Source organism: Pseudoalteromonas ostreae (assembly GCF_018069805.1).
Taxonomy (GTDB): domain Bacteria; phylum Pseudomonadota; class Gammaproteobacteria; order Enterobacterales; family Alteromonadaceae; genus Pseudoalteromonas; species Pseudoalteromonas ostreae.
In genome coordinates this window covers 85,517-108,119 of sequence record NZ_JAGPYN010000001.1, presented here as the reverse complement: position 1 = coordinate 108,119, position 22,603 = coordinate 85,517, and the positions used below count along the sequence as shown (strand labels likewise).

The 22,603-nt window shown below is 40.1% G+C and carries 17 protein-coding genes; 8 read left to right on the top strand and 9 right to left on the bottom strand.

Features of this window, described 5'->3' with window-relative positions; translation table 11 throughout:
* The first annotated feature begins 2 nt into the window (after positions 1 to 2).
* Entirely contained in the window at positions 3 to 1,145 is a 1,143-nt protein-coding gene (locus J7338_RS00440) for an alkene reductase (protein WP_210794559.1), read from the top strand.
* An 81-nt stretch (positions 1,146 to 1,226) separates the two neighbouring features.
* Here the strand turns inward: J7338_RS00440 and J7338_RS00435 are convergent, their stop codons facing one another.
* The gene (locus J7338_RS00435; protein ID WP_210794557.1) at positions 1,227 to 1,757 is read right to left on the bottom strand and encodes a hypothetical protein; all 531 of its coding nucleotides are present in this window, start codon (positions 1,755 to 1,757) and stop codon (positions 1,227 to 1,229) included.
* A 323-nt stretch (positions 1,758 to 2,080) separates the two neighbouring features.
* Between J7338_RS00435 and J7338_RS00430 the strand changes: the two genes are divergently transcribed.
* A complete protein-coding gene (locus tag J7338_RS00430; protein WP_210794554.1) occupies positions 2,081 to 3,421 on the top strand; it encodes an L-cystine transporter in 1,341 nt (446 codons plus the stop codon).
* Between the two features lie 320 nt (positions 3,422 to 3,741).
* Entirely contained in the window at positions 3,742 to 6,009 is a 2,268-nt protein-coding gene (katG, locus tag J7338_RS00425) for a catalase/peroxidase HPI (RefSeq protein WP_210794552.1), read from the top strand.
* A 148-nt stretch (positions 6,010 to 6,157) separates the two neighbouring features.
* On the opposite strand, the gene exaC is transcribed toward katG, so the two are convergent.
* Positions 6,158 to 7,678 (bottom strand): acetaldehyde dehydrogenase ExaC, encoded by a 1,521-nt coding sequence (gene exaC, locus J7338_RS00420; RefSeq protein ID WP_210794549.1) that lies wholly within the window; start codon positions 7,676 to 7,678, stop codon positions 6,158 to 6,160.
* A 188-nt stretch (positions 7,679 to 7,866) separates the two neighbouring features.
* On the opposite strand from exaC, the gene J7338_RS00415 reads away from it, so the two are divergent.
* Together J7338_RS00415 and J7338_RS00410 are read left to right on the top strand one after the other, a co-directional pair.
* Positions 7,867 to 8,769, top strand: a complete 903-nt coding sequence (locus tag J7338_RS00415; protein WP_210794546.1) for an AraC family transcriptional regulator — start codon at positions 7,867 to 7,869, stop codon at positions 8,767 to 8,769.
* Between the two features lie 306 nt (positions 8,770 to 9,075).
* Positions 9,076 to 10,458, top strand: coding sequence for a Na+/H+ antiporter NhaC family protein (locus tag J7338_RS00410; protein ID WP_210794544.1), 1,383 nt, complete (start codon positions 9,076 to 9,078; stop codon positions 10,456 to 10,458).
* Between the two features lie 79 nt (positions 10,459 to 10,537).
* Here the strand turns inward: J7338_RS00410 and J7338_RS00405 are convergent, their stop codons facing one another.
* Both J7338_RS00405 and J7338_RS00400 read right to left on the bottom strand, forming a co-directional pair.
* Entirely contained in the window at positions 10,538 to 10,951 is a 414-nt protein-coding gene (locus J7338_RS00405) for a type 2 periplasmic-binding domain-containing protein (protein WP_210794867.1), read from the bottom strand.
* Positions 10,952 to 10,964: 13 nt separating this feature from the next.
* Positions 10,965 to 12,044 carry a porin gene (locus J7338_RS00400; RefSeq protein WP_415837779.1) on the bottom strand — a complete coding sequence of 360 codons (1,080 nt, stop codon included), beginning with the start codon at positions 12,042 to 12,044 and terminating at the stop codon, positions 10,965 to 10,967.
* A gap of 428 nt (positions 12,045 to 12,472) precedes the next feature.
* Between J7338_RS00400 and J7338_RS00395 the strand changes: the two genes are divergently transcribed.
* Positions 12,473 to 14,653, top strand: coding sequence for an OsmC domain/YcaO domain-containing protein (locus J7338_RS00395; protein ID WP_210794542.1), 2,181 nt, complete (start codon positions 12,473 to 12,475; stop codon positions 14,651 to 14,653).
* A 72-nt stretch (positions 14,654 to 14,725) separates the two neighbouring features.
* Here J7338_RS00395 and J7338_RS00390 read toward each other — a convergent pair whose 3' ends face one another.
* The 4 genes from J7338_RS00390 to J7338_RS00375 form a co-directional block, all read right to left on the bottom strand.
* Entirely contained in the window at positions 14,726 to 15,133 is a 408-nt protein-coding gene (locus J7338_RS00390) for a DUF1801 domain-containing protein (protein ID WP_210794539.1), read from the bottom strand.
* A gap of 102 nt (positions 15,134 to 15,235) precedes the next feature.
* The gene (locus tag J7338_RS00385) at positions 15,236 to 16,708 is read right to left on the bottom strand and encodes an alkaline phosphatase D family protein (protein ID WP_210794536.1); all 1,473 of its coding nucleotides are present in this window, start codon (positions 16,706 to 16,708) and stop codon (positions 15,236 to 15,238) included.
* Positions 16,709 to 17,080: 372 nt separating this feature from the next.
* Positions 17,081 to 17,698 carry a DUF1287 domain-containing protein gene (locus tag J7338_RS00380; RefSeq protein WP_210794533.1) on the bottom strand — a complete coding sequence of 206 codons (618 nt, stop codon included), beginning with the start codon at positions 17,696 to 17,698 and terminating at the stop codon, positions 17,081 to 17,083.
* Between the two features lie 146 nt (positions 17,699 to 17,844).
* On the bottom strand, positions 17,845 to 20,724 hold the full coding sequence (locus J7338_RS00375) for an insulinase family protein (RefSeq protein ID WP_210794530.1): 2,880 nt from the start codon (positions 20,722 to 20,724) through the stop codon (positions 17,845 to 17,847).
* Positions 20,725 to 20,878: 154 nt separating this feature from the next.
* On the opposite strand from J7338_RS00375, the gene J7338_RS00370 reads away from it, so the two are divergent.
* A complete protein-coding gene (locus J7338_RS00370) occupies positions 20,879 to 21,298 on the top strand; it encodes an MAPEG family protein (protein ID WP_149979989.1) in 420 nt (139 codons plus the stop codon).
* A 50-nt stretch (positions 21,299 to 21,348) separates the two neighbouring features.
* Here J7338_RS00370 and J7338_RS00365 read toward each other — a convergent pair whose 3' ends face one another.
* Entirely contained in the window at positions 21,349 to 22,092 is a 744-nt protein-coding gene (locus tag J7338_RS00365; protein WP_210794527.1) for a peptidylprolyl isomerase, read from the bottom strand.
* A 263-nt stretch (positions 22,093 to 22,355) separates the two neighbouring features.
* Between J7338_RS00365 and J7338_RS00360 the strand changes: the two genes are divergently transcribed.
* Entirely contained in the window at positions 22,356 to 22,553 is a 198-nt protein-coding gene (locus tag J7338_RS00360) for a hypothetical protein (RefSeq protein WP_210794525.1), read from the top strand.
* Positions 22,554 to 22,603: the final 50 nt, after the last annotated feature.

The following is a 22,603-nucleotide window of genomic DNA, read 5'->3' as shown; positions in this document are numbered from 1 at the left end:
AAATGAGTCAACCAAGTAAAAATATCGACAGTCTATTTTCATCAATCAATTTAGGCCCATACACACTTAAAAACCGTATTGTAATGCCGCCACTTACACGCTCACGCAGCACAGTTCCTGGCAATATCCCCAACGAGGTGATGGCCACATATTATGCACAGCGTGCTAGTGCTGGTTTTATGGTTACCGAAGGCACTCAAATTGAACCAAGAGGACAAGGGTATGCCTGGACACCAGGCATTCATTCTAATCAACAAATAGCTGGTTGGAAAAAAGTAACTGATGCAGTACATGCAGAAGGTGGGATTATTTTTGCCCAGCTTTGGCACGTTGGCCGCGTTTCACATACCAGCTTACAGCCTCATGAAGCCAAACCTATTGCTCCCTCAGCTCTAACAGCTGATAGCGTTAAAGTCTTTATTGAAACAGGACCGGCTCAAGGCGCTTTAGCCAACCCAAGTGAACCACAAGCTTTAACAACCGATGAAGTAAAAGAGCTTGTTGGCATGTATGCACAAGCTGCCCGTAATGCGCTAGAAGCTGGGTTTGATGGCGTAGAACTGCATTGTGCTAATGGGTATTTAGTTAATCAGTTTATTTCTGAGCACACCAATAAACGAGATGATGAATACGGCGGCTCTCTTACTAATCGCCTACGCTTTTTAAAAGAAATTGTCGCGGCAGTAAGTGATGTAGTAGGCCCTGAGCGCTTAGGGGTTAGATTTGCGCCATTATTTAGCAGTACTGATGAAACCCGAGTTTATTTAGGGCTAGTAGAATCAAACCCGCATCATACCTACATTGAAGCAATTAAAGTACTTGAACAAGCTGGTATTGCCTACCTCTCAATTGCAGAAGCTGATTGGGACAATGCCCCTGATTTACCAGAGCAATTTTATCAGGCAGCCAGAGCTGAATTTTCTGGGCGTATTATTTACGCTGGTAAATACACCGTTGAAAAAGCGGTGGCAATGTTAGCTAAAGGCTACGGTGATTTATTTGCCTTTGGCCGCCCTTTTATTGCAAACCCAGATTTACCAGCGCGTATACAAAATCAATGGCCATTAAATGAAGTCGATGTAACCACCATGTATGGTGGCACTGAGCAAGGTTACAGTGACTACCCTTGCTACAAAAATGATTGATAAAAATAACGGGGTAGAGGCAGCTTAAGTTAAAAATAAATGACCCAAACATGCAGCTCATGTTTGGGTGATTACAGGGTATTAGTGTTTTTTATCTATCACCATTTTTAGTTCATTTAATGCGGCAACCGAAAAACCCCAATCATAAAAGTAAATAATCTTACCGCTACCATCAATTAATACGATGCGGCTATTATTCGGATTTTCGTTACCAGTGAACGCTTGTACTGCATCACCGTCTTTATAAATAGTGATCACCCCGCCCCACAGCTCTTTAGGAATGCCTTTTCTCATACCGCTATCAATAAAAGTACTAAACATACGCGGCACCATGCCTTGAATTGTGGGTAACTCATAAGCAGTGACGTTTATGCCACTCATATCCAAGCCAATAAGCCAGCGATCAATATCAAATTGACTATCTTGTTTATACCCAATTAACAGTAATGTTTGTGCATTGTTAAAGTCTGTAGGGATAGTAAATTGCTGTTGCTCCAAGCTTTCACCACTGATAGTTGGAAACTGTTTACCGACTAAGTTCTGATTTGGGTATTGGCTCGAACACCCACTTAAAAAAATAAAAAACATTAAACCAACAACTGATCGCAACATCTCTGTTCTCACTATTAATTAATAAACGATTAGGACAAATTCTTTTGAATACAAGATTTTGATACGAATAAACACGCTATTAAGATCTAAATAACGACCAAAGAAGTCCATTCATACTGTTTTTATCATTGCTTAATTTACCATTCATTATTAGCACCTTTAAAAAGAAGCTCAACAGTTATATTTGGGTGCAATAGTATTTTTTATATTCAAATATTATTAGCACATATCAATTTGTTCTATAGCATATCAAAAGTGTATTTTCGTAATCCGATACAAAACGCTAAAGTGCCGCGCTTATTCACAGCTTTAAAGAGGATACTATGTCGCTTGCTGTTTTATTAATGCTGGCATTATTTGTCGGTTTGCTGTTTGCGATTTATCTTTTTTCGCAAAAAAGTAAAACCTTATCTCGCACTGTTTTATTTGGCTTAGTTGTTGGTAGTGCTTTTGGTTTAGCTTTACAATTTTTATTTTCCCACTCCCCGGAGTCTATCAATGACGTTTTAAGCTGGGTAAGTGTTATTGGTAAAGGCTATGTTGGGCTATTAAAAATGATCATCATGCCATTGGTATTGGTGTTTATGATTGCCGCCGTGGTGAAACTAGAGAACCAAGGCTCTTTGGGCAAAATATCGTTCATTAGTATTGCTGTTTTACTCTTTACTACCGCAATTGCGGCCTTAATTGGTATTGCCGTAACCTATGGCTTTAATTTAAGTATTGAAGGCTTAGTTTCGGGAACCCGTGAGGCAGCCAAAATGAGCACGCTAGAGGGTAAAGCCGCCAATGTAGCAGATTTAAGTGTGCCACAAATGCTATTGAGCTTTATTCCAGAAAATCCATTTGCTGATTTAAGTAACCAACGCTCAACCTCTATCATTGCCGTCGTTATTTTTGGTGTCCTTGTAGGGATTGCCGCACGCAAGGTGATGCTTGAACGTAGCGAACTAGCAGATCCAATTCGCAACGGTGTTAACGCCTTACAAGCCATAGTAATGAACTTAGTAAGAATGGTAATAGCACTAACGCCTTATGGCGTCGCAGGGTTAATGGCAAGCGTTGTGGCAAACTCAAGTAGCAATGATATTGTTAATTTACTGGCGTTTATTGTGGCTTCCTATGTCGCTATATTATTAATGTTTATTGCTCATGGTTTATTACTTAGCCTAGTTGGTGTGAACCCTAAGAGTTACTTTGAAAAAATCTGGCCAGTACTGACCTTTGCATTTAGCTCGCGTAGTTCAGCAGCCTCCATTCCTATGAATGTGGATGTACAAATTAACCAGCTAAAAGTGCCGCCTGCTATAGCTAACTTATCGGCTTCTTTTGGCGCAACTATTGGCCAAAATGGCTGTGCCGGTATTTACCCAGCCATGCTGGCAATGATGGTAGCACCCAGCGTAGGAATTGATCCGCTGACATTCGAATTTATTTTACCGTTAATTGGCATTGTTGTTATAAGCTCTTTTGGTATTGCCGGAGTAGGTGGTGGCGCAACGTTTGCTGCATTGGTTGTATTACCGACCATGGGCTTACCGGTTGAGATAGTTGCGTTACTGATCTCAATTGAGCCATTAATAGACATGGCACGCACCGCATTAAACGTATCAGGTTCAATGACCTCAGGTGTTATAACGAGTAAATTAATTAAAGTGCGCTAGTACTTATTTTTTGTAGTCGCCCAGCTTTGGCTGGGCTTTTTTATCTGTATTACTCTCTCCGCATTAAGTAAAAACAATCCATTTATCTAATCACTAAAACAAAACCAATCACGTTTATAGATTATAGTAATCGCTTTATTTCGCACACACATTTCAGCCCGTTGCTATATTCTTTTTACTGCTTTGTTATTCAGGCTTGATTAAGCCTCTCTTGAGCAAACAAATTTACAACTCAATAATTTTTAAAGCGATTGAGATCTCTGTTTAAAGTAGTAATACGCTTTGTATAACGAAATTCGTTAACTTTAAGGAAGCTGACAATGAAAAACCGTTCATTCAATAAAAAAGCGCTTGTTGGATTTATAAGTATGGCACTTATATCTGGCTCCGCTTTTAGCCAAGAAAAACCACAAATGTCAAAGCCACAAGGTGCTGTTGGCATGGGTGAAGCTAAAATAGGCGCAACCAGAACAAACCAGTTTTGGTGGCCAGATCAACTTAACCTTTCACCTCTGCGTGATCATGATGAACGCTCAAACCCTTACGGTGCCGACTTTAATTATGCCAAGGCATTTAATAGCCTAGATTTAGACACAGTAAAAAGTGATATTGATGCCCTACTTACCCAATCTCAAGATTGGTGGCCGGCGGATTTTGGTAACTATGGGCCATTTTTTATCCGTATGACATGGCACAGCGCAGGTACTTACCGTACGCTTGATGGCCGCGGTGGTGCTGGTGGCGGTCAACAACGTTTTGAACCACTCAACAGCTGGCCAGACAACGTAAGCCTAGATAAAGCGCGTCGCCTACTTTGGCCTATTAAACAAAAATACGGAGAAGCACTTTCATGGTCAGATTTAATCGTATTAGCCGGTAACGTTGCACTGGAAAACATGGGGTTTGAAACCTATGGTTTTGCCGGCGGCCGTACTGATGACTGGGAACCAGACATGGTTTACTGGGGCCCTGAAGTAGAAATGCTTGCCAGCGATCGCGAAGACGCAAGCGGCAAATTAGAGCGTCCATTGGGTGCAACTCACATGGGTTTAATTTACGTAAATCCTGAAGGCCCAAAAGGCGTACCTGATCCAATCGGTTCAGCTAAAAATATTCGTGTGGCGTTTTCTCGCATGGCCATGAACGACGAGGAAACTCTTGCACTTATCGCAGGTGGCCACACCTTTGGTAAAATGCATGGTGCGCACAAACCTAAAGATTGTGTGGGTGCAGAGCCCGCAGCAGCAGGCATTGAAGAACAAGGGGTAGGCTGGAAAAACAAATGTGGTAAAGGCCACTCTGAAGATACCGTATCAAGTGGTTTAGAAGGCGCATGGACACAAGCTCCTACTCGCTGGTCATCACTGTACCTTAGCAATCTACTTAACTTTGAGTGGAAACAAACTCGCAGCCCAGCGGGTGCCATTCAGTGGATCCCAACGGATGAATCGTTACATAACGCCGTACCTGACGCTCATATTAAAGGTAAGTTTAACGCACCGGTAATGACTACGGCCGACTTAGCGTTAAAATTTGATCCAGAGTATCGCAAAATTGCTGAGCGCTTTTTAAATGACCCTAAAGAGTATCAACTGGCATTTGCTAAAGCATGGTACAAATTGACTCACCGAGATATGGGGCCACCACGTAACTTCTTAGGTAAAGAAGTTCCTAAAGAAGACTTAATTTGGCAAGATCCTATTTCAGCAGAGACTCAATCAAACATTGATGCTGGCGCAGTAAAAGAGCTTAAAGCCAGCATTTTAGATTCAGGTCTTAGCGTATCAGAGCTAGTACGTGTTGCATGGGCATCTGCTGCAAGTTACCGTGACTCTGATATGCGCGGTGGTGCCAACGGTGCACGCATTGCGTTAGCTCCACAAAAGGATTGGGCGGTCAATAATCCGGCCGAAACTGCAAAAGTACTTAACGTATTAAAAGCGATTCAAGCCGACTTTAATGATAGTTTCTTTAGCAAAAGCCAAGTGTCACTGGCCGACCTGATTGTGTTAGCTGGTAATACAGCGATTGAAAAATCAGCGAAAGATGCAGGCTACACAGTAGACGTACCGTTTAATGCTGGCCGTGGCGATGCTACGCAAGCACAAACTGACGTTAATGCATTTAGCTTATTAGAGCTGCCTGCAGATGGCTTTAGAAACTACTTTGATGCTGAAAAAAGCTACAAATCGCCAACTGAAATGCTAATAGATAAAGCAGATCAACTTGATCTAACCGTGCCTGAAATGACGGTATTAGTAGGCGGCTTACGTTCGCTTGATGCAAACTATCAAGGCACTGACTACGGTGTATTTACTGACAAGCCAGGCACTCTAAATAACGATTTCTTTGTTAATTTATTGGATATGTCTACGGTTTGGAAAAAGTCATCAGATGCGGGGATTTATCAAGGCTTTGATCGTCAATCAGGTGAGCAAAAGTACACAGCCACTTCAGTTGACCTTATCTTTGGTTCAAATTCAGAGCTGCGTGCAGTTGCAGAAGTATATGCCTTTGATACATCAAAGCAAAAGTTTGTAGAAGACTTTGTTGCGGCATGGACTAAAGTAATGAATCTTGATCGTTAACCAATAAGCAGTTACAACGAACTCTGTAATTTCGTAGTTTGCCAAATTTGTAACATGGTGTTTTACGCATACTAATATAAGCGCTGCAACAATGCAGCGCTTTCATTAATTGTAACTGGTTATTTGTTTTTAAGCTTAAACGCTTTATTTAAAAGAAGCCGAGCGGATCTTCGCTGTAGCTTACTAATAAGTTTTTAGTTTGTTGGTAATGATCAAGCGCAAGCTTGTGGGTTTCGCGGCCGATGCCTGATTTTTTATAACCACCAAACGCAGCGTGTGCAGGGTACATATGGTAACAGTTGGTCCATACACGGCCTGCTTCTATTTTACGGCCAAAGTGATAAGCGCGGTTCATGTTGCGGCTCCATACCCCTGCGCCTAGACCAAATTCAGAGCTATTAGCCAGTTCGAGTGCTTCGGCTTCGTCTTTAAAGGTCGACATTGAAATCACTGGGCCAAAAATCTCTTCCTGGAATACCCGCATATCGTTCGTGCCTTTTAACAGCGTAGGCTGAATGTAATAACCATCATTTAGCTCATCTGTTAGTTGCTCTACATTACCACCAGCGAGCACTTGTGCGCCTTCGTTTTTACCAATCTCTATATAACTAAGAATCTTATCAAACTGTGCTTTTGACGCTTGTGCGCCTACCATGGTTTCACTATCAAGCGGGTTACCGCGTTTAATTTTTAATGTGCGCTCTAAAATGCGCTCGATAAACTGCTCGTAAATATCTTCTTGAATAAATAAACGCGACGGACAGGTACATACTTCACCTTGGTTAAAATAGGCAAGTACAGCCCCTTCTATCGCTTTACTTAAAAATGAATCATCTTTGTCCATCACATCGTTAAAGAATATATTCGGTGATTTACCACCGAGCTCAACAGTGGATGGAATAATGTTATCTGCGGCACATTTTAAAATATGCGAGCCTACAGGAGTCGAGCCAGTAAAAGCAATTTTAGCGATACGCGTGCTGGTTGCCAGCGCTTCGCCCGCTTCTTTACCAAAGCCGTTCACGACATTAAGTACGCCAGCAGGCAGTAAATCACCAATGATTTCCATCAACACTAAAATAGATACTGGTGTTTGTTCTGCCGGTTTGAGTATCACACAGTTACCTGCAGCAAGCGCTGGTGCAAGTTTCCATGCGGCCATTAGAATTGGGAAGTTCCACGGAATGATTTGCCCAACAACGCCCAGTGGCTCATGAAAATGATACGCGACTGTGGTTTCGTCTATCTCGCCAATACTGCCCTCTTGGGCGCGAATACAGCCGGCAAAATAACGAAAATGATCTGCCGCCAGTGGGATATCTGCCGCCAATGTTTCACGAATGGCTTTACCGTTATCCCACGTTTCGGCAACAGCAAGTAGCTCAAGGTTTTGCTCTATCCGATCGGCAATTCTTAATAAAATATTGCTACGAGCCGTTACTGAAGTTGTACCCCAAGCAGCTTTTGCAGCGTGGGCTTTATCAAGGGCAAGTTCAATATCCGCTTTGTCTGAGCGTGGTACTTTACAAAATACTTTACCGTTAACGGGGCTAATATTATCAAAGTATTGACCATTTACAGGCTCAAGCCACTGTCCACCAATGTAATTACCATACTGAGATTTAAAGTTAATAAGTGCGCCGTCGCTGCCAGGATTTGCATAGATCATTGTGTGTGTCCTTTATTCAAAATGTTGCTTTTTAATTTAATCAAATTAACTAAGTTTGACGGGAGATTGTTGTTTATTTATCCGCCACCTGTTGACATTAGCTTATAAGAAGCATAAAAACTTGATTAGCTGTCCAAAAAACATGTCTGTGCGTCCAAACTCTGTTGGTCGTGTTTAAAGGAAATAAAATGAATTCCACGTTATTGACTGAAAAACTGACTAAAAAGCGCCAAGCGATTGATGTACTGATCGAAAATAAAATTACTTTTGCCTCAGACAACGCCGAGCTGAGCATTTACGACACCTACCAAGATGCACAAAAAGTAGCACTGCATTCCAGCGAATTGCTGTTTTGCGGCATGATCAGCGGCAAAAAAGTGATGCACGTTGCCGACAGTAACTACCATGAAGAGTTTTTACCCCAGCAATCATTTGTATTAGCACCCGAACAAGGGGTTTTAATCGACTTCCCAGAAGCATCAATGCAGCAACCTACCACCTGTTTGGCAATTGAAATTAGCCGCGATAAAATCAGTCAAGTAGCTGATGCGCTAAATATGCAGCAGCAAATAAGCAGCGGTGATTTTTTTCATTACATTCCAAAGCTGGTGCATACCCAACACAATCAACAAACCCAACAATTACTTGAACGGATGATTGGGTTATTTAGCGAAAACGAGCAAGATCGTCATTATCTAATTGATCTATCAGTAAATGAGTTAATCACTCGACTATTACAACAACAAAGCCGCGATTTAATGCTCGCCAATTGCCAACAAACTATTGTATGCCCATTAACCGATGCCCTGCATTTTATTAAAGAACATCTTAATCAAACGTTAGATATCGATACTTTATGTAAAATAGCCTGTATGAGCCGTAGTAAATTTTACCAGCAATTCAAACTCGCCTTTGGGCAAAGCCCGGCCATGTGGCAACAGCAGCTAAGATTAAAGAGATCTCGTCAACTTCTACAATCAGGACAACAAATAAGTCAAGTTTGCTACGATCTTGGCTTTACCAACCCCAGTCACTTTAGCCGTTTGTTTAAGCAAAAATTTGGGATTTCACCTAAACAATGCAAGCATTAATATTCATCTATTAAGAATTTTTAACTAAATTAAAAGTTTTTATTGACTCGAACACAATTGCAGATTATTTTCCCGCTGATGTTTTTATCGGCATAACAATAGCGGCATGCATCCCCTGCACCGTCTGGCGCCAAGCCAACGCACTTTACTGTGTCGCACTTGTGCTCATCCCACCGCGAAAGCCAACAGTAATGATTGCGTGCAAAAGCAGTGACTTGGAATATCAGCCGTTAGGCTAACATTCTTTGTTTTTGTTAAGCAGTTTGAGCCAATGACTCGAATGCTTTTTATTTTGTGAATACTTAAATGCTTGAACCTTCTGCGTTAAGTCTTGTGCCGCCAATTGTAGTGGTGGTTTTGGCGATAGTGTTACGTCGTCCTATTTTATCTTTGCTGATCGGCGCCCTTGCAGGCCTTGCTATGCTAAATCCAGTTGAAATGCTTAGCAACTTTGCTGCGGCATCGTTAAAAGTCATGGTCGATGAAACAATCGGCTGGCTTATTCTAGTGTGTGGTGGCTTTGGTGCGTTAATCGCATTACTAGTGCGTACCGGTGGTGCAGCAGCATTTGGTTGTTTTGCGCTGCGTTTTTGTAAAGGCCCACGCTCATCTTTGCTCATGACCTTTTTGCTTGGTATCGTTATTTTTATTGATGACTACCTCAATGCGCTTACCGTGGGTGAAACCATGAAACGCATTACCGATAAATTCAAAATTAGCCGTGAGATGCTTGCTTATGTAGTTGACTCTACCGCAGCGCCAATTTGCGTATTAGTACCATTGTCTACATGGGCGGTATTCTTTGGTGGCTTATTGGTTGATAACAACATCGCCAGTGAAGGCCAAGGTATTGCCGTGTATATTCAAGCCATACCGTATATGTTGTACGCTTGGTTTGCCGTGCTACTTGTGCCATTAGTGGTACTTGGCGTTATCCCTTTATTTGGGCCGATGAAAAAAGCCCAATTACAGGCGATGCAAGAGCAACTGCAAGTAGATCCAGCGCAATACAATGAAGTACAAACAGCCGATGAATACGCAGTAAAAGCCGTTGAAGAAAGCTTTGAAAGCGCAGACAGTCACGGCAAACTGTACAACTTTTTACTGCCTATTTTATTACTCGTTGCGTTCACTGTGTATTTTGACATTGATGTATACAAAGGGTTATTAGCGACATTCACCGTAACAATCCCATTTTATATGTTGCAAAAACTAATGCCATTTGCCGAAATGATTGAAAAAATGCTCGATGGTTTTAAAAGCATGCTGCCAGCGATAGGTACTGTGATTGCCGCATTTATTTTTAAAGATGTATGCGACCAACTGCTATTACCGCAGTTTGTAATTGAATCGCTCAGCCCATTTATGACTGCGGGGTATTTACCTGCCGTGGTGTTTTTAGCAATGGCAATTTTGGCGTTTGCTACAGGCTCAAGCTGGGGTATTTTTGCGGTAACAATTCCAATTGTGATGCCATTAGCCGTCGCCGTTGATGCAAATATACCGCTGGTGATTGGTGCGCTGTTATCTGCCTCATCATTTGGTAGCCAAGCATGTTTTTACTCAGACTCAACAGTACTAGCGGCCCAAGGGTCTAGTTGTAACTTAATGAGCCATGCCATTACTCAATTGCCATATACGCTTATTGCAGCAGCCTGCGCGTTTGTCGGCTTTTTAGTGATTGCGTAAAGTGCATACTTTTAATAAAAAATCGATTACAGTTTCCTGTAATCGATTTTAATGTTGTACGTTCTTATCTTAGTAATTACTAAAACTTCCCAACCGACTTCACTGAATCAGTTGCCGATGCAGCATTAATGTAACCAATCATGCTTGGGTTTTTACTAACTAAATCAATCACCTCCGCATCGTTACTCACTTCCTTAGGAGGCGAACCTTTACCAGTGAAAATAAGCTTTGACCAGTATGCCTTTAACTGGCTACCTGATTTTGATAAAACATTTGCATCAAATTCTTGGCGTGCTGCAGAGGCTTCTTCTTGATTCAATGGTACAGCTTGATTGCCATCAGAAAATGATTTGGCCTTGCCTAAAAAAAGCTTTGAAATCTCAGACTGATCAAAACTACTATTATTTCCAGGATGTACAACAACAACGACCTCCGCGTTTACTGAATAACAACTAAGCAATAAAAGTGGTAAAAGTATCTTTTTTAACAACATCATAGCGTATTCCTTAAAATACCAAGTCAATGCCAAGTGTGATCGACTCACTATCACCTGCAACGGCTAAATCAAATGATTTGTCATTCACTTTATCAAACTGAACTTTAAAAGCCGCTGAAGAATGAAAATCCCAGCGTATTCCGACTGACGTTGTATTGTGCTGTTCGCCATCGTCGGCATCTTCTTTAAATTGAGAGTAAGAAACGTAAGGAGTAATTGTGTCTAAACGATAACCTAGCGTGATCATTGAAGTATCAGAGTTGCCATTCAAATCCAACCTATTTAACTCTGTTAATAAAAATAAACTTTCAAAGTCTAGGTTAACTGCAACACCATAAAACTTACCTGTACGGCTAGTTTCACCATCAAATAATACCCGCTTACCATCACGGTAGCGCTCATTTTTGTAAGTCATATGGGTTAATCTAACTTCAAACCACTCTTTATTTAATTGCAGTACCCCACCTAACATATCACGCCAAATTTCACGCGTCGGCTCATTGAAAAAAAACTCACTAAGCAATTTATTTTCTGTATCATCTTCTTCACCGTAATAAAGATTACCCATTACAGACCAATCACCAATTTCACCGCTATAAAGTGCATTGACACCATTATAGTTAAATATTTGCCACGTATAATTATCTGCAGGCGGACGCATCCACACATAGGCGTAGCCTACATCATAAAAATCCGAATAATAAAACAGGGGCAATCGTTTTTTACCAGCTTGAACTGTCCAATTTTCATTAATCTCATACGAGAGATAAGCCCATTCAATTTTTGCATCAAAATCATTGGCGCCTCGAGCAACTAGTTGACCTGTCACCGATAATCCATCAGCTAAATCAGCGCTAATTTGTAGCCCAAATAAGCTCTCTGGTTTAAACGAAACATCTTCGGAGTAAGACGATACGATTGGGTAATCGGCCAAAAAAGTAGGCGGTATATCGTACTGCGGGACCCCACTTCCAGATAAAACTTTACCAGCATTTATACTGGTAAACCCTGATAAGTTGATCTCGCCATAAGAAGCACCTGTAAACAGGATGCAATTTACAGTTAATAACCAATACAGCTTTTTCATCATCTGCGTTACCTTATGATATTAGTATTTTGCAATATGCATTACTAACGTTAGACCACAGATGAAAATTTTGCCTACTATATTCAAGCTGCTAAGCAAAATAATTACAAAATAACAACACAATTAAAACATTCGTGATATTCACTTTAATCAATTAATACTAAATTACTTTAAATTCACTATGTTTCGATGTCTAATTGTTGAGCTTCAGGCTTACTCCGAGTATTAAATTTATATCAACACATCAAACCGCATGACTTTTAGCAGTTTATGCGCTGCAAATAGCATTTCTTTTAATTAACCTCGACAATTACTTGTATGTGCAGCCCTAAAAAGCGGATAATTGCAGCCAAATGAAAATACACTGACTAAGCTTGGCGCAAACACCTGCAAACCTCGCTTATTAGTGCGCACGAAGGTGGACCAACTCAATGGAAATTAAAGTTAATTTTCTCGATAATCTTAGATTAGAAGCTAAGTTTGACGATTTCTCAGTCATTGCGGATCAACCAATCCGTTACAAAGGCGATGGCTCTGCGCCAAGTCCCTTTGACTACTTTTTAGCATCTTCGGCTTTATGTGCTGCGTACTTTATTAAAGTGTATTGCAATGCCCGTGATATCTCGACTGACGGTATTCGTGTTGCGCAAAACAACATTGTTGATCCTGAAGATCGTTATAACCAAATCTTCCAAATCCAGGTTGAACTCCCTGAAAGCATTTCTGAAAAAGACCGCACTGGCATTTTGCGCTCTATTGATCGTTGTACCGTAAAACGTGTTATTCAAACCATACCTGAATTCAAAATTGATGCCGTAGAAAGCCTAGAAGAAGATACACAAGCCATGTTAATGGCAAAGTCTGAAGGCAGCGAAAACACCTTTATTTTAGGCAAAGATTTACCACTTGAGCAAACCATTGCTGATATGACAGCGATTTTGGCTGACTTAGGCATGAAGATTGAAATTTCATCATGGCGCAATATTGTACCAAACGTCTGGTCATTGCATATTCGTGATGCAGCATCACCAATGTGTTTTACCAATGGTAAAGGCGCCAGCAAAGAAAGCGCATTATGCTCAGCCCTTGGCGAGTTTATTGAACGTTTAAACTGTAACTTTTTCTATAATGATCAATTTCTTGGTGAAGAAATTGCCAACAGTGAGTTTGTCCATTACCCTAACGAAAAATGGTTTCAACTCACTGATGATGACTCACTACCAGAAGGTATTTTAGACGACCACACGCTGAGCATTTATAACCCTGAAGATGAGCTGTGTGGCTCGCACCTAATAGACACTAACTCAGGTAATGTTGAGCGCGGTATTTGCTCGATCCCATATGTGCGTCACTCTGACGGCGAAACTGTGTACTTTCCATCAAACTTGATTGAAAACTTGTTTTTAAGTAACGGCATGAGTGCGGGTAATAACTTTGCCGAAGCCAAAGTACAATGCTTATCTGAGATTTTTGAGCGTGCTGTTAAACGCCAAATCATCGAGCAAGAACTGGTATTGCCAGACGTACCAGAAGCGATACTTGCTAAATATCCAAGTATTGTTGCCGGTATTAAAGGCTTAGAAGAGCAAGGCTTTCCGGTTGTGGTGAAAGATGCCTCCCTTGGCGGACAGTTCCCAGTGATGTGCGTAACATTAATGAACCCGAAAACTGGTGGTGTATTTTCTTCATTTGGTGCACACCCAAGTTTTGAAGTCGCCCTTGAACGTAGCTTAACAGAACTATTACAAGGTCGCAGCTTTGAAGGTTTAAACGACGTACCAAAACCAACATTCAACAGCATGGCAGTATCTGAACCTGAAAACTTTGTTGAACACTTTATTGATTCAACCGGTAAGATCTCATGGCGCTTTTTCAGTGCTAAACACGATTATGACTTTGTGGAATGGGATTTTTCAGGTACTAACGAAGAAGAAACAGCTAGCTTATTTGGTATTTTAAAAGCCTTAGGTAAAGAAGCTTATATTGCTGAATTTTCAGACCTTGGCACCGCATGCCGTATTTTAGTGCCTGATTATTCAGAAGTTTACCCTGTCGAAGACTTAATTTGGGATAACACCAATAAAGCCCTTAAATACCGCGAAGATATTTTAAATCTGCACAGTTTAGATGAAGACCAACTTGCCGGCTTAGTTGAGCGCTTAGAAGACAGCCAGCTTGATAATTACATCGATATCATCACCTTAATTGGCGTTGAGTTTGACGAAAACACCGTGTGGGGTCAGTTAACTATTCTTGAGCTTAAGTTGCTAATTTATTTAGCATTAGGCGATTTAGAAGCGACCATGGAACTGGTTGAGACCTTCTTACAATTTAACGATAACACTGTTGAACGTGGGTTATTCTACCAAGCAATGCACGCGACTTTAGAAGTTGCGCTAAATGATGACTTAGAAATTGAAGACTACATTCACAGCTTCACCCGCATGTTTGGTCAAGAAGTAATGGATGCAGTAGTCGGCTCTATCAATGGTGATGTGATGTTCTACGGTTTAACGCCAACCAATATGCAACTCGAAGGGTTAGATCGTCATCAGCGTTTGATCGACAGCTATAAAAAGCTACACGCCGCACGTGCAGCAAGAGCTAAGTAACTATTGTCAGCACTAGGTTTGCGTTGGCGGGATTTTATATTGCTCTTTCTGCCGGACAATAACTTCTTAAATTTAAGCACCTAGCAATGGCAGGTGCTTTATTTTTTTATAGCGCAAAGCCAACGATATACAATGGGCTAGCTCTTTAACTGGCACGGTTTGATTAAGCTTAAACACCAAAGCACGGTTACCTTCATAGCTAAACGTATCACCATAAAGCTCTTTGAAGGTTTCAATAAGTTTAGTTTTACAGTTAAAGTACATACAAAATTGCTCAGCTGATTTTGGTTTGTGATCAAAACGAATGGTAGAGCCTATTTTTGAAATATAACTCGGCTCTCCCCACTTGAGTGTTTCTTCAAGTTCAGTGATGCCATCCTGCACAGCTACCTGCAAAATCAGACTTCTGATCTCATGTAATACAACCGCGATATTTTCAGGGTACGTCGTAAATTTTTGTTTAACACTCTCGTGCGTCATAACATCCAAAATATAGAACCTCTAACTATTGTGCCCTAGGTTTAAAGCCACATTAAGAATAGTACAACACGCTATGCGCGCATTTTGAATAACCATCAGCAATTATTGTAACGGAAATGCAGGTTTATCTTTACCTTCACAAAACCAATTTACCCACAACTTCGCGTCGCTTCCTTCTTGAAGCGTCACGAAATTTCTTGCCCTAATATATTTATTAGAACCATGAGGTTTTAATATATCGGTTGTTATTAGGCGGGTTTCTTCTAAATATTCCAGATCATCATTCGTAACCGCTAATACCCCTAACCATTGCAAGTATGTCGGTGCTGGATGAACTATTCCAGATGACACAACCTGATGAATACTAGTGGCTTGAGAGTGACGTAAATCTCTAATAATACCTAAACATCCCACATGCACATCACCAGATAAAATAACGGTTTTAGCCTTTCTTAATGCCGCATTATCAAGCAGTCGCATAATCAGCTTTAATCGCTCTCCTTCATGCTCTTTAGCTCGCCAATGATCCTTAAGATCATCCGTCAATTCTTCTTCCCAAGGGGTCGTATCAACAATGCTTTCTGCAAATGAAAAATCTCTGTATACAACGGGAACCGCACTCATTACTAATAAGTCACCGCTTATACATACCTGCTGTAAATAGTGAGAGATTTCAGCCCACTGCTGTTTACTCATAACGTGTTTAAGCGTTCTTTGTGAGCGATTATCTAATGCAAGAATGTTATATCCTCGGTATTTAACTGCCATCGTAAAGTGATCTTTAATGGGAGCTAATAAGGCGGTATTGTGATTCTGACCACGTATTTGTAATAAACCAAAATGCTTTTTTGCCGCTGTAAATATTGCTTTATATACATCGCAATTTTGCAGTGCTTCAGGGTAACTCCCCCAACCATCTATAATATCATGGTCATCCCACATCATAATTGACGGGATTGATGCCAGCATAGATGAAATGGGTTGTTTATTCCAACGATCGACATAAAGCTCGCTAAAAAATTTATCAATTTGAGCACGCATTTCCTTCGTTGCTTTACGCTTTATTTTTTCTGTTATTCCTAACTCATTCCAGGCTTTTAATAAATTAATTTTTGTCCAAATTGAGTCTGCATAAACTTGATCACCACCCAGTAATAATAGCGAAAAAGGAGCTTTGGCATGCTGTTCAGCCATTTCATGCCAAAGCTTATACGGCTGATCAATTGAGGTCATCAACTTATAATCTGAGAAACCATTGCAAGATCCATAAGCTATTTTTGGCTGACTATTTTGACCTGCAACATAAAAATACCAGTTAACATTGCCTGATGCATCAGACATTATCACACCGTCACTCACAACTTGATAGGCAACTTGTTGCCCTTGTATTGTTATCTCTAGAGCAACTCTCCAGACTAGTCCGGAATAGATTTCACCAATCAATGTTGCCGAAGTAACATTACCACCACATTCTACCGTGGCAGTAGTCGCTAATTTATCTGTGACAAACGTAACTGTATAGAGAGTATCAGATTCAATACCCAAAACAGGTCCAAGCACTAATTTATTAATCATTTCTCATATCCTTATGCATAGAACGAGTAAATACCGTACAGTAATGCGATAGGTTGTAGTCATTAGACTCTATATAAACAAATCGCTGACAAACTTTGTACTCATCGTTAATTCAGCTATATGTTATCGGGTTCAACAATAAAATTACTTAGTAAATAATACTCAAGACAACACCGTAACCACTAAAAGGAATTATCCTTAATTGGATCAGTGCAGATCATTATATGTCAGAAAGCAAAGAATTAGTGCTATTACCAACCTTTATTAATATCTTTAATCATCATTAGGCCTACAGCATTTGCGTTGTTACCCAGGCGCTTCACTGTCATCTCAACTACAAATGCAGTAATTAGAACTTCTAATCACTCAGGCTTAGCAGCATATTTTTTTACCTGAAAATATATTAACGGCTGGCTCATACCGATAATGGCCGGTGATCTTATAACGAAACAGTACATCCTCAAGTTGCGGCCCTGCGCCTATGTTATGCACTATCAATGGGGTTTTGTTATCTGCAGTGTATGTATCTACCACGATACCGATATGCGGCAAATTGCCCGGCAGCATCCACGTGACAATATCGCCCGCTTTATAGGTCGGAGCATTATTAGTTATGGGCAGTACTGTACCGTGGCGTTTAAAAAAAGCCTGTAAATTAGGCACGCGACGATGATCGATATTACTATCGGGTTTAGTAAGCCCCCATATTCTTGTTGATGGATAGACTGAAAAATTATCGCGCATATCTTCATGAACTAACTTTTGTAAATCGATACCCAGTGCTCGGTAGCTGCGAATAATTACATCTGTGCATACGCCAATATTGGCAGGTACATCGCCATTTGGATAGGCAATGCGGTGATAAGCGCCGTCATAGCGCACGCTTTGTGTTGTTCTATCATTTGCAGCGTTTACAAAATCATCAGAAAATGAGTTAGCTAAGCTATAAAAAGGGCTTAGCAGTAGCGATATGCACACTATTTTATTCATCAAAATCCTAGCGGTTTGAGCTGTTCCTTTTTTATATAGTTACACTGTACGTACATTTTGTAAATTATTTAAAAGATAATGATTCATAAAAAAACCCAAGCAAATAGCTTGGGCTTTAATCTTTTTCAACGCTTCAATGTGCTAAATTACTTTTGTAATTTAATGCCATTAAAGTGCGCTTGTAAGTCTGTTACCAATGTTTGTTTTGGTAAATCTGCAAACGGTTTGTCAGCAAACTTGCTACCACGAAGTTGTACGTTTAAACGTGCAGCTTGTGGGTTTAACATAGTTTGCTGGTAGTAGTCTTTGATATCAGCAAGGGTGACTTTTTCAACTTCAGCGATTAACTTATCCTTTGAATCAAAATCAAAGTTTTCACGATACCAATCGCCAATTAACGGACCCATCTCCTCGCTAAGATTTTTAGGCTGCTGTTTAAGCGACACTAATACAGCGTTTTTAAGTTGAGCAAACGTTTCTTCGCTCATGTTATCAAGCTCTATAGCATATTGCTTTTTAAACTCTTCAAAACGCGCTTGCATGGTTTTTACATCTTTTACTGGGGTTTGAATAAACAAGCCAATCGCTGAGTAATCTTCAATCGGCCGCGCTAAACCACCAACCGCATACGCTAATTGCTCTTCAGTACGTAACTTATCAAACGCAACGGTACTAAAGTGACCTTGTAAGACTTGCGCTTGCGCTTTTTGCTTATAGCCTGCAATCGGGTGTACGGTCATATCAATAATAGCAACATCAGCCACATCAATATCTTTTTGCAATACAATCGTTTCGCCTGGTTGCGGTAACCACGCTTTACTGCGCGCAAATTCAGTGCTTTTATGCGCCGCTGGTAAAACTGCCGTTAACTCTTTAGCTATCGCTTCAACATCTGATTGGTTATAGTTACCATAAGTGAACACGCGCATTTCGTTATTAGCAAAGGTATGCTGTTTAAGCTGCTCAAAATCTGCAATGGTTAATGCTTTTGCCGTATTGATCAGTGCATCGGTGTCAAAACTGCCTGTTCGTATTAATTTAGAGTACTCACCAAATGCTTGATAATAAGGGAATTGTTTTTGGGCGTTTAATAAATCACGTTGGTAACGATCAAGCGCTTGAGCAAAACCTTGCTCAGTTACTTGCACATCAATATTTGTCAGTGCTTGCGCGAGTAAAACATTTTGCTTATCGGTAAAGCCACTCATTGAAAGGATCAGTCCGTTACTTGCTTCAAGGCCAACACTCATACCTGCCACGGCAGCTTCGGTACTTAGCTTGCTCTGTTGTAAGTTAAATAAGTCAGACCATACTGAATAAAGTACTTTAGCTTTGATATCCGTCAGAGCATCTGGGGTATTTAAGTAAACTTCGACCAAACCTTTCGGTTGCTCAGCAAAGTTCTGACTCGCTTGACGCCATACTTTTACGCCATTTTTATCATATGCCAGCTTAGGGTGTTTTTGCTCTGCAAATTGTGCCGTTTTAATCGCAAAACTCTCTGGTAATAAACGGTTTACCGTAGGTAATGCTAAGGCAAACTGACTAGGCTTACTCCAGCTGGCAATTTCAGCATCACTGATATCTTCAATGCGGTATTTACCATCGTAAAAATGCAATTGCGAATCGGTTTCTTCTTGCTGTGAGGTATACCAAATACGTAGAGTATCAGCATTGAGTTGCGCAAGTACGTTGTTGATCGCAGCTGCATCAAACTTAGCATAATAAAAAGGCGCATTAATAACGTGGTTTAGTGGATAATCTTGCATGCTACCAGTTAAATTACTGACATAGCCAAATTCATCGCCTTTTTCTAAAAATTGAAATTCATTATTAAGTGAAGTGCGAATTTCATTAAAGTATTTACTATCTACACCTTCTTTTTTGATCAAATCAATATATTGCATTATTGTTGCAACGATCGTTTCACGGTTTTTCATGCCTTCGTCTGTTAATTGCACATTAACCGTCAGCGCACCGTAATTACCATATTGGGTTGGTGCTGCCCCAGCTGAAAGTTGTGAAACCCAGCCTTTATCACGCAAAATTTGCGCCGGGCTACCTTGCATTTCATTGCTTAATAAGTATGCCACAAAACGGTTAGGTTTAACGGCAAAGTCATTGCTGTTATCGGTAATAGTAAAATCAAGTTGTAGCTCTTTTACGTCTTCATTTGGCGCGTAGTGAACGCGTTTTCCACCTACGTTATCAAAATCTAGCTTTGTGGTAACAGTTGGTTTGTCGATCTTTTTATCTTCAATATCAGCGAAGTATTTTTGTGCTTTCGCTTCCATTTCCGCAAGTGGTAGATTTGAAATCATTGCTACTTTCATAATGTTAGAAGAGTAGTATTTATTATAAAAATCAACGGTTTCTTTATGTAGAGAGCTACCTTCTTTATCACCTAATGTTTCAAGATTACCGATTAAAAAACGATTAGCTGGATGATCGCCCATCATTTGTCGGGCAAGTTTAAACTGACCAAAAAAATCCATCTCGCGACGCATTGACCATTCGGCGTTTACTGCGTTTTTTTCTTTATCGGTGTATTCTGGGTAAAGCTTAGGGGATTTAAAAAAATCAGCAAAACGATCCAATCCTTCATCGTAAGCATCGTTATTTACTTCAAACATGTAATTAGTAACATCTAACCATGTATAAGCATTGTGGTCGCCGCCGTTTTTAGTCATAAAATCAGAGTACCCTTTGGTATCTGGGTAACGATCTGTGCCTAAAAATAGCATGTGCTCTAAATAATGCGCCATGCCCTGCTGGCTGATTGGATCATGTAATAACCCAACACCCACACTCAGTGAAGCGGCTGATTTTTCAGCAGTTGGATCCGACACTAAAATTACTTCAATCTCATTTTCAAGTTTAAGGGTTTTATATTGACGAGTATCGTTGGGACTTATTACCAGCGTATCTGAAAGTAATGACGTTTGCTGCTGTACCGCTGTGGTGGTAGTGCCGCAGCCACTTAATACTGCTAAAGCAATAGCGCTTAAAGTAATTATTTTTTTCATATTGAGAATGTGATCCGTACTTATTTGTTGTTTGAATGATCGGTAAAATTCATAACGCTTGCAATCATTTTCCTAATTACTTTGTAACACATTGTGAATTGTAAACACAAACTGCTAGGCTTAAAGCTACGTTATTTATCAAATGAGACTCTTAATGGAAAAATATGTATTACTCGCGATGTTTTCTCAGGTACTACTCACTTTTACGGTAATGGTAGTCATGGGCCGCCGCCGTTTTAGTGCGGCGCGTAACAAAACGATTACTATGCAAGATTTTGCCACTATGCAATTAAATAATGCGGGTGATGATGTACATATTGCCGGTAGAAACTTTATTAATCAGTTTGAAATACCCGTGCTATTTTTTGTAGCCTGTTTAGCTGCTTTGCAGCTCAATGCTGCGGGTTATGTATTTATTACTTTAGCCTGGGGTTTTGTGATCTCGCGCGTCATTCACAGTATTATTCATTTAGGCAGCAATAGCGTAAAACCTCGCTATTATAGCTTTTTGCTTGGCTGTTTACTGGTTTTAACTATGTGGGTGTTATTAGTAATGCGGGTATTTGCACTCTAAAGCGTTACGTTTGCTATCGGGACACATAGCCCGATAGCAAGTATATACCTTTAAGCTGCGCAGCGGCGTTTAAAGCCTAGCAATAATAATGGTAGTAACCAGCTCATACTACCACTTGAGCTATCCCCATCATCAGGCTGAGTTGGAGTCGAATCGTCAATTAGCGTATTTTCTTTTGGAGATAAATTTACTGACGAATTTGGATCATCATCAAGTACCACAACACTATTGATCGACACTAAATTAGCAATAGTCAACGTGGTATCTGCACTTGCACATTGGTCTTTAGTTAGATTAACTACCGGTATTTCACCGCAATGCACTAACGCAGAGATCTTATCTAGCACAGTATAACTATCTGCTGTAATTTGACCAAATACGGTAAAACCGCCATTTTGCTTATCTAAGTTTGCACTATTATCTTTGAGATTAAAAAACCATTGACTGGTAGCGCTATTTTTATCACCGCCGACTTTTGCCATGGCAATCGTGCCTTTTACATTCGATAATTCTGGCTCATTCACAACAGCTGGTGACGTTGCGATCGATTTAAAATCATCGCTAAAAGTAAAGCCTCCGCCTTGAATAATAAAGTCTTTGATTGAACGGTGGATCACGGTTTGGTTGTACGCATCACTTTGTATATAACTTAAAAAGTTCTCGACCGTTTTAGGGGTCTGTTGATCAAACAAATCAACCTTAATAGCACCTTGTGAAGTTTGCATTTCAACTACAGTTGCATGACTTGCAAATGTGGTTGCGGTTAACAAACCGCACAGTAATAGTTTTTTCATTATTATATTTATCCTGAAGAATGCTGTGGTTATATGAATTTAATGCAAATAGTAAAAAACTATTGTGTAGATTACGATAGCAAAACGTACCTTTAAACAAATCAAACCGGATTGATTACATTTAAATTACATGTGGTTACAATATATTATTATTCACTCACGTTATAAATAAATTTTGTTTAAAACGAAATCGTCTTAATAGCCGAGTTTATTTTGTTAGTATTATTTATAACAATAAAACACACACAACAGGATTAACAACTATGTCGAATGAAGAGCAGCACATCTGTGATTTTGGCTTACACCAAGGAGAGGCGTACACTAAATTACCGGCAAGCTTTTTAAACTGGATGGTGGGTAATAACCATGAAAAATCAGCATTAGCAGAACAAGAGTTACAGCGACGTCAATTAGCCGCGACTGGAAAATTACATTTCAAAAATGACATTAAAATAGAATAATTACGTTATTTTGCAATAAAACTAGTTTAAACTATGCGCTTAATAAATAG

Excerpts from the sequence above, each read along its gene's own strand:
- J7338_RS00390 (WP_210794539.1), bottom strand. The coding sequence starts at position 15,133 with ATGACGCACGAGAGTGTTAAACAAAAATTTACGACGTACCCTGAAAAT.
- J7338_RS00440 (WP_210794559.1), top strand. The coding sequence starts at position 3 with ATGAGTCAACCAAGTAAAAATATCGACAGTCTATTTTCATCAATCAAT.
- J7338_RS00385 (WP_210794536.1), bottom strand. The coding sequence starts at position 16,708 with ATGATTAATAAATTAGTGCTTGGACCTGTTTTGGGTATTGAATCTGAT.
- J7338_RS00430 (WP_210794554.1), top strand. The coding sequence starts at position 2,081 with ATGTCGCTTGCTGTTTTATTAATGCTGGCATTATTTGTCGGTTTGCTG.
- J7338_RS00365 (WP_210794527.1), bottom strand. The coding sequence starts at position 22,092 with ATGAAAAAACTATTACTGTGCGGTTTGTTAACCGCAACCACATTTGCA.
- J7338_RS00380 (WP_210794533.1), bottom strand. The coding sequence starts at position 17,698 with ATGAATAAAATAGTGTGCATATCGCTACTGCTAAGCCCTTTTTATAGC.
- exaC (WP_210794549.1), bottom strand. The coding sequence starts at position 7,678 with ATGATCTATGCAAATCCTGGCAGCGACGGCGCACTTATTAACTTTAAA.
- J7338_RS00405 (WP_210794867.1), bottom strand. The coding sequence starts at position 10,951 with ATGTTGTTAAAAAAGATACTTTTACCACTTTTATTGCTTAGTTGTTAT.
- J7338_RS00415 (WP_210794546.1), top strand. The coding sequence starts at position 7,867 with ATGAATTCCACGTTATTGACTGAAAAACTGACTAAAAAGCGCCAAGCG.
- J7338_RS00410 (WP_210794544.1), top strand. The coding sequence starts at position 9,076 with ATGCTTGAACCTTCTGCGTTAAGTCTTGTGCCGCCAATTGTAGTGGTG.
- J7338_RS00375 (WP_210794530.1), bottom strand. The coding sequence starts at position 20,724 with ATGAAAAAAATAATTACTTTAAGCGCTATTGCTTTAGCAGTATTAAGT.
- J7338_RS00370 (WP_149979989.1), top strand. The coding sequence starts at position 20,879 with ATGGAAAAATATGTATTACTCGCGATGTTTTCTCAGGTACTACTCACT.
- J7338_RS00395 (WP_210794542.1), top strand. The coding sequence starts at position 12,473 with ATGGAAATTAAAGTTAATTTTCTCGATAATCTTAGATTAGAAGCTAAG.
- J7338_RS00400 (WP_415837779.1), bottom strand. The coding sequence starts at position 12,044 with ATGATGAAAAAGCTGTATTGGTTATTAACTGTAAATTGCATCCTGTTT.
- J7338_RS00435 (WP_210794557.1), bottom strand. The coding sequence starts at position 1,757 with ATGTTGCGATCAGTTGTTGGTTTAATGTTTTTTATTTTTTTAAGTGGG.
- J7338_RS00360 (WP_210794525.1), top strand. The coding sequence starts at position 22,356 with ATGTCGAATGAAGAGCAGCACATCTGTGATTTTGGCTTACACCAAGGA.
- katG (WP_210794552.1), top strand. The coding sequence starts at position 3,742 with ATGAAAAACCGTTCATTCAATAAAAAAGCGCTTGTTGGATTTATAAGT.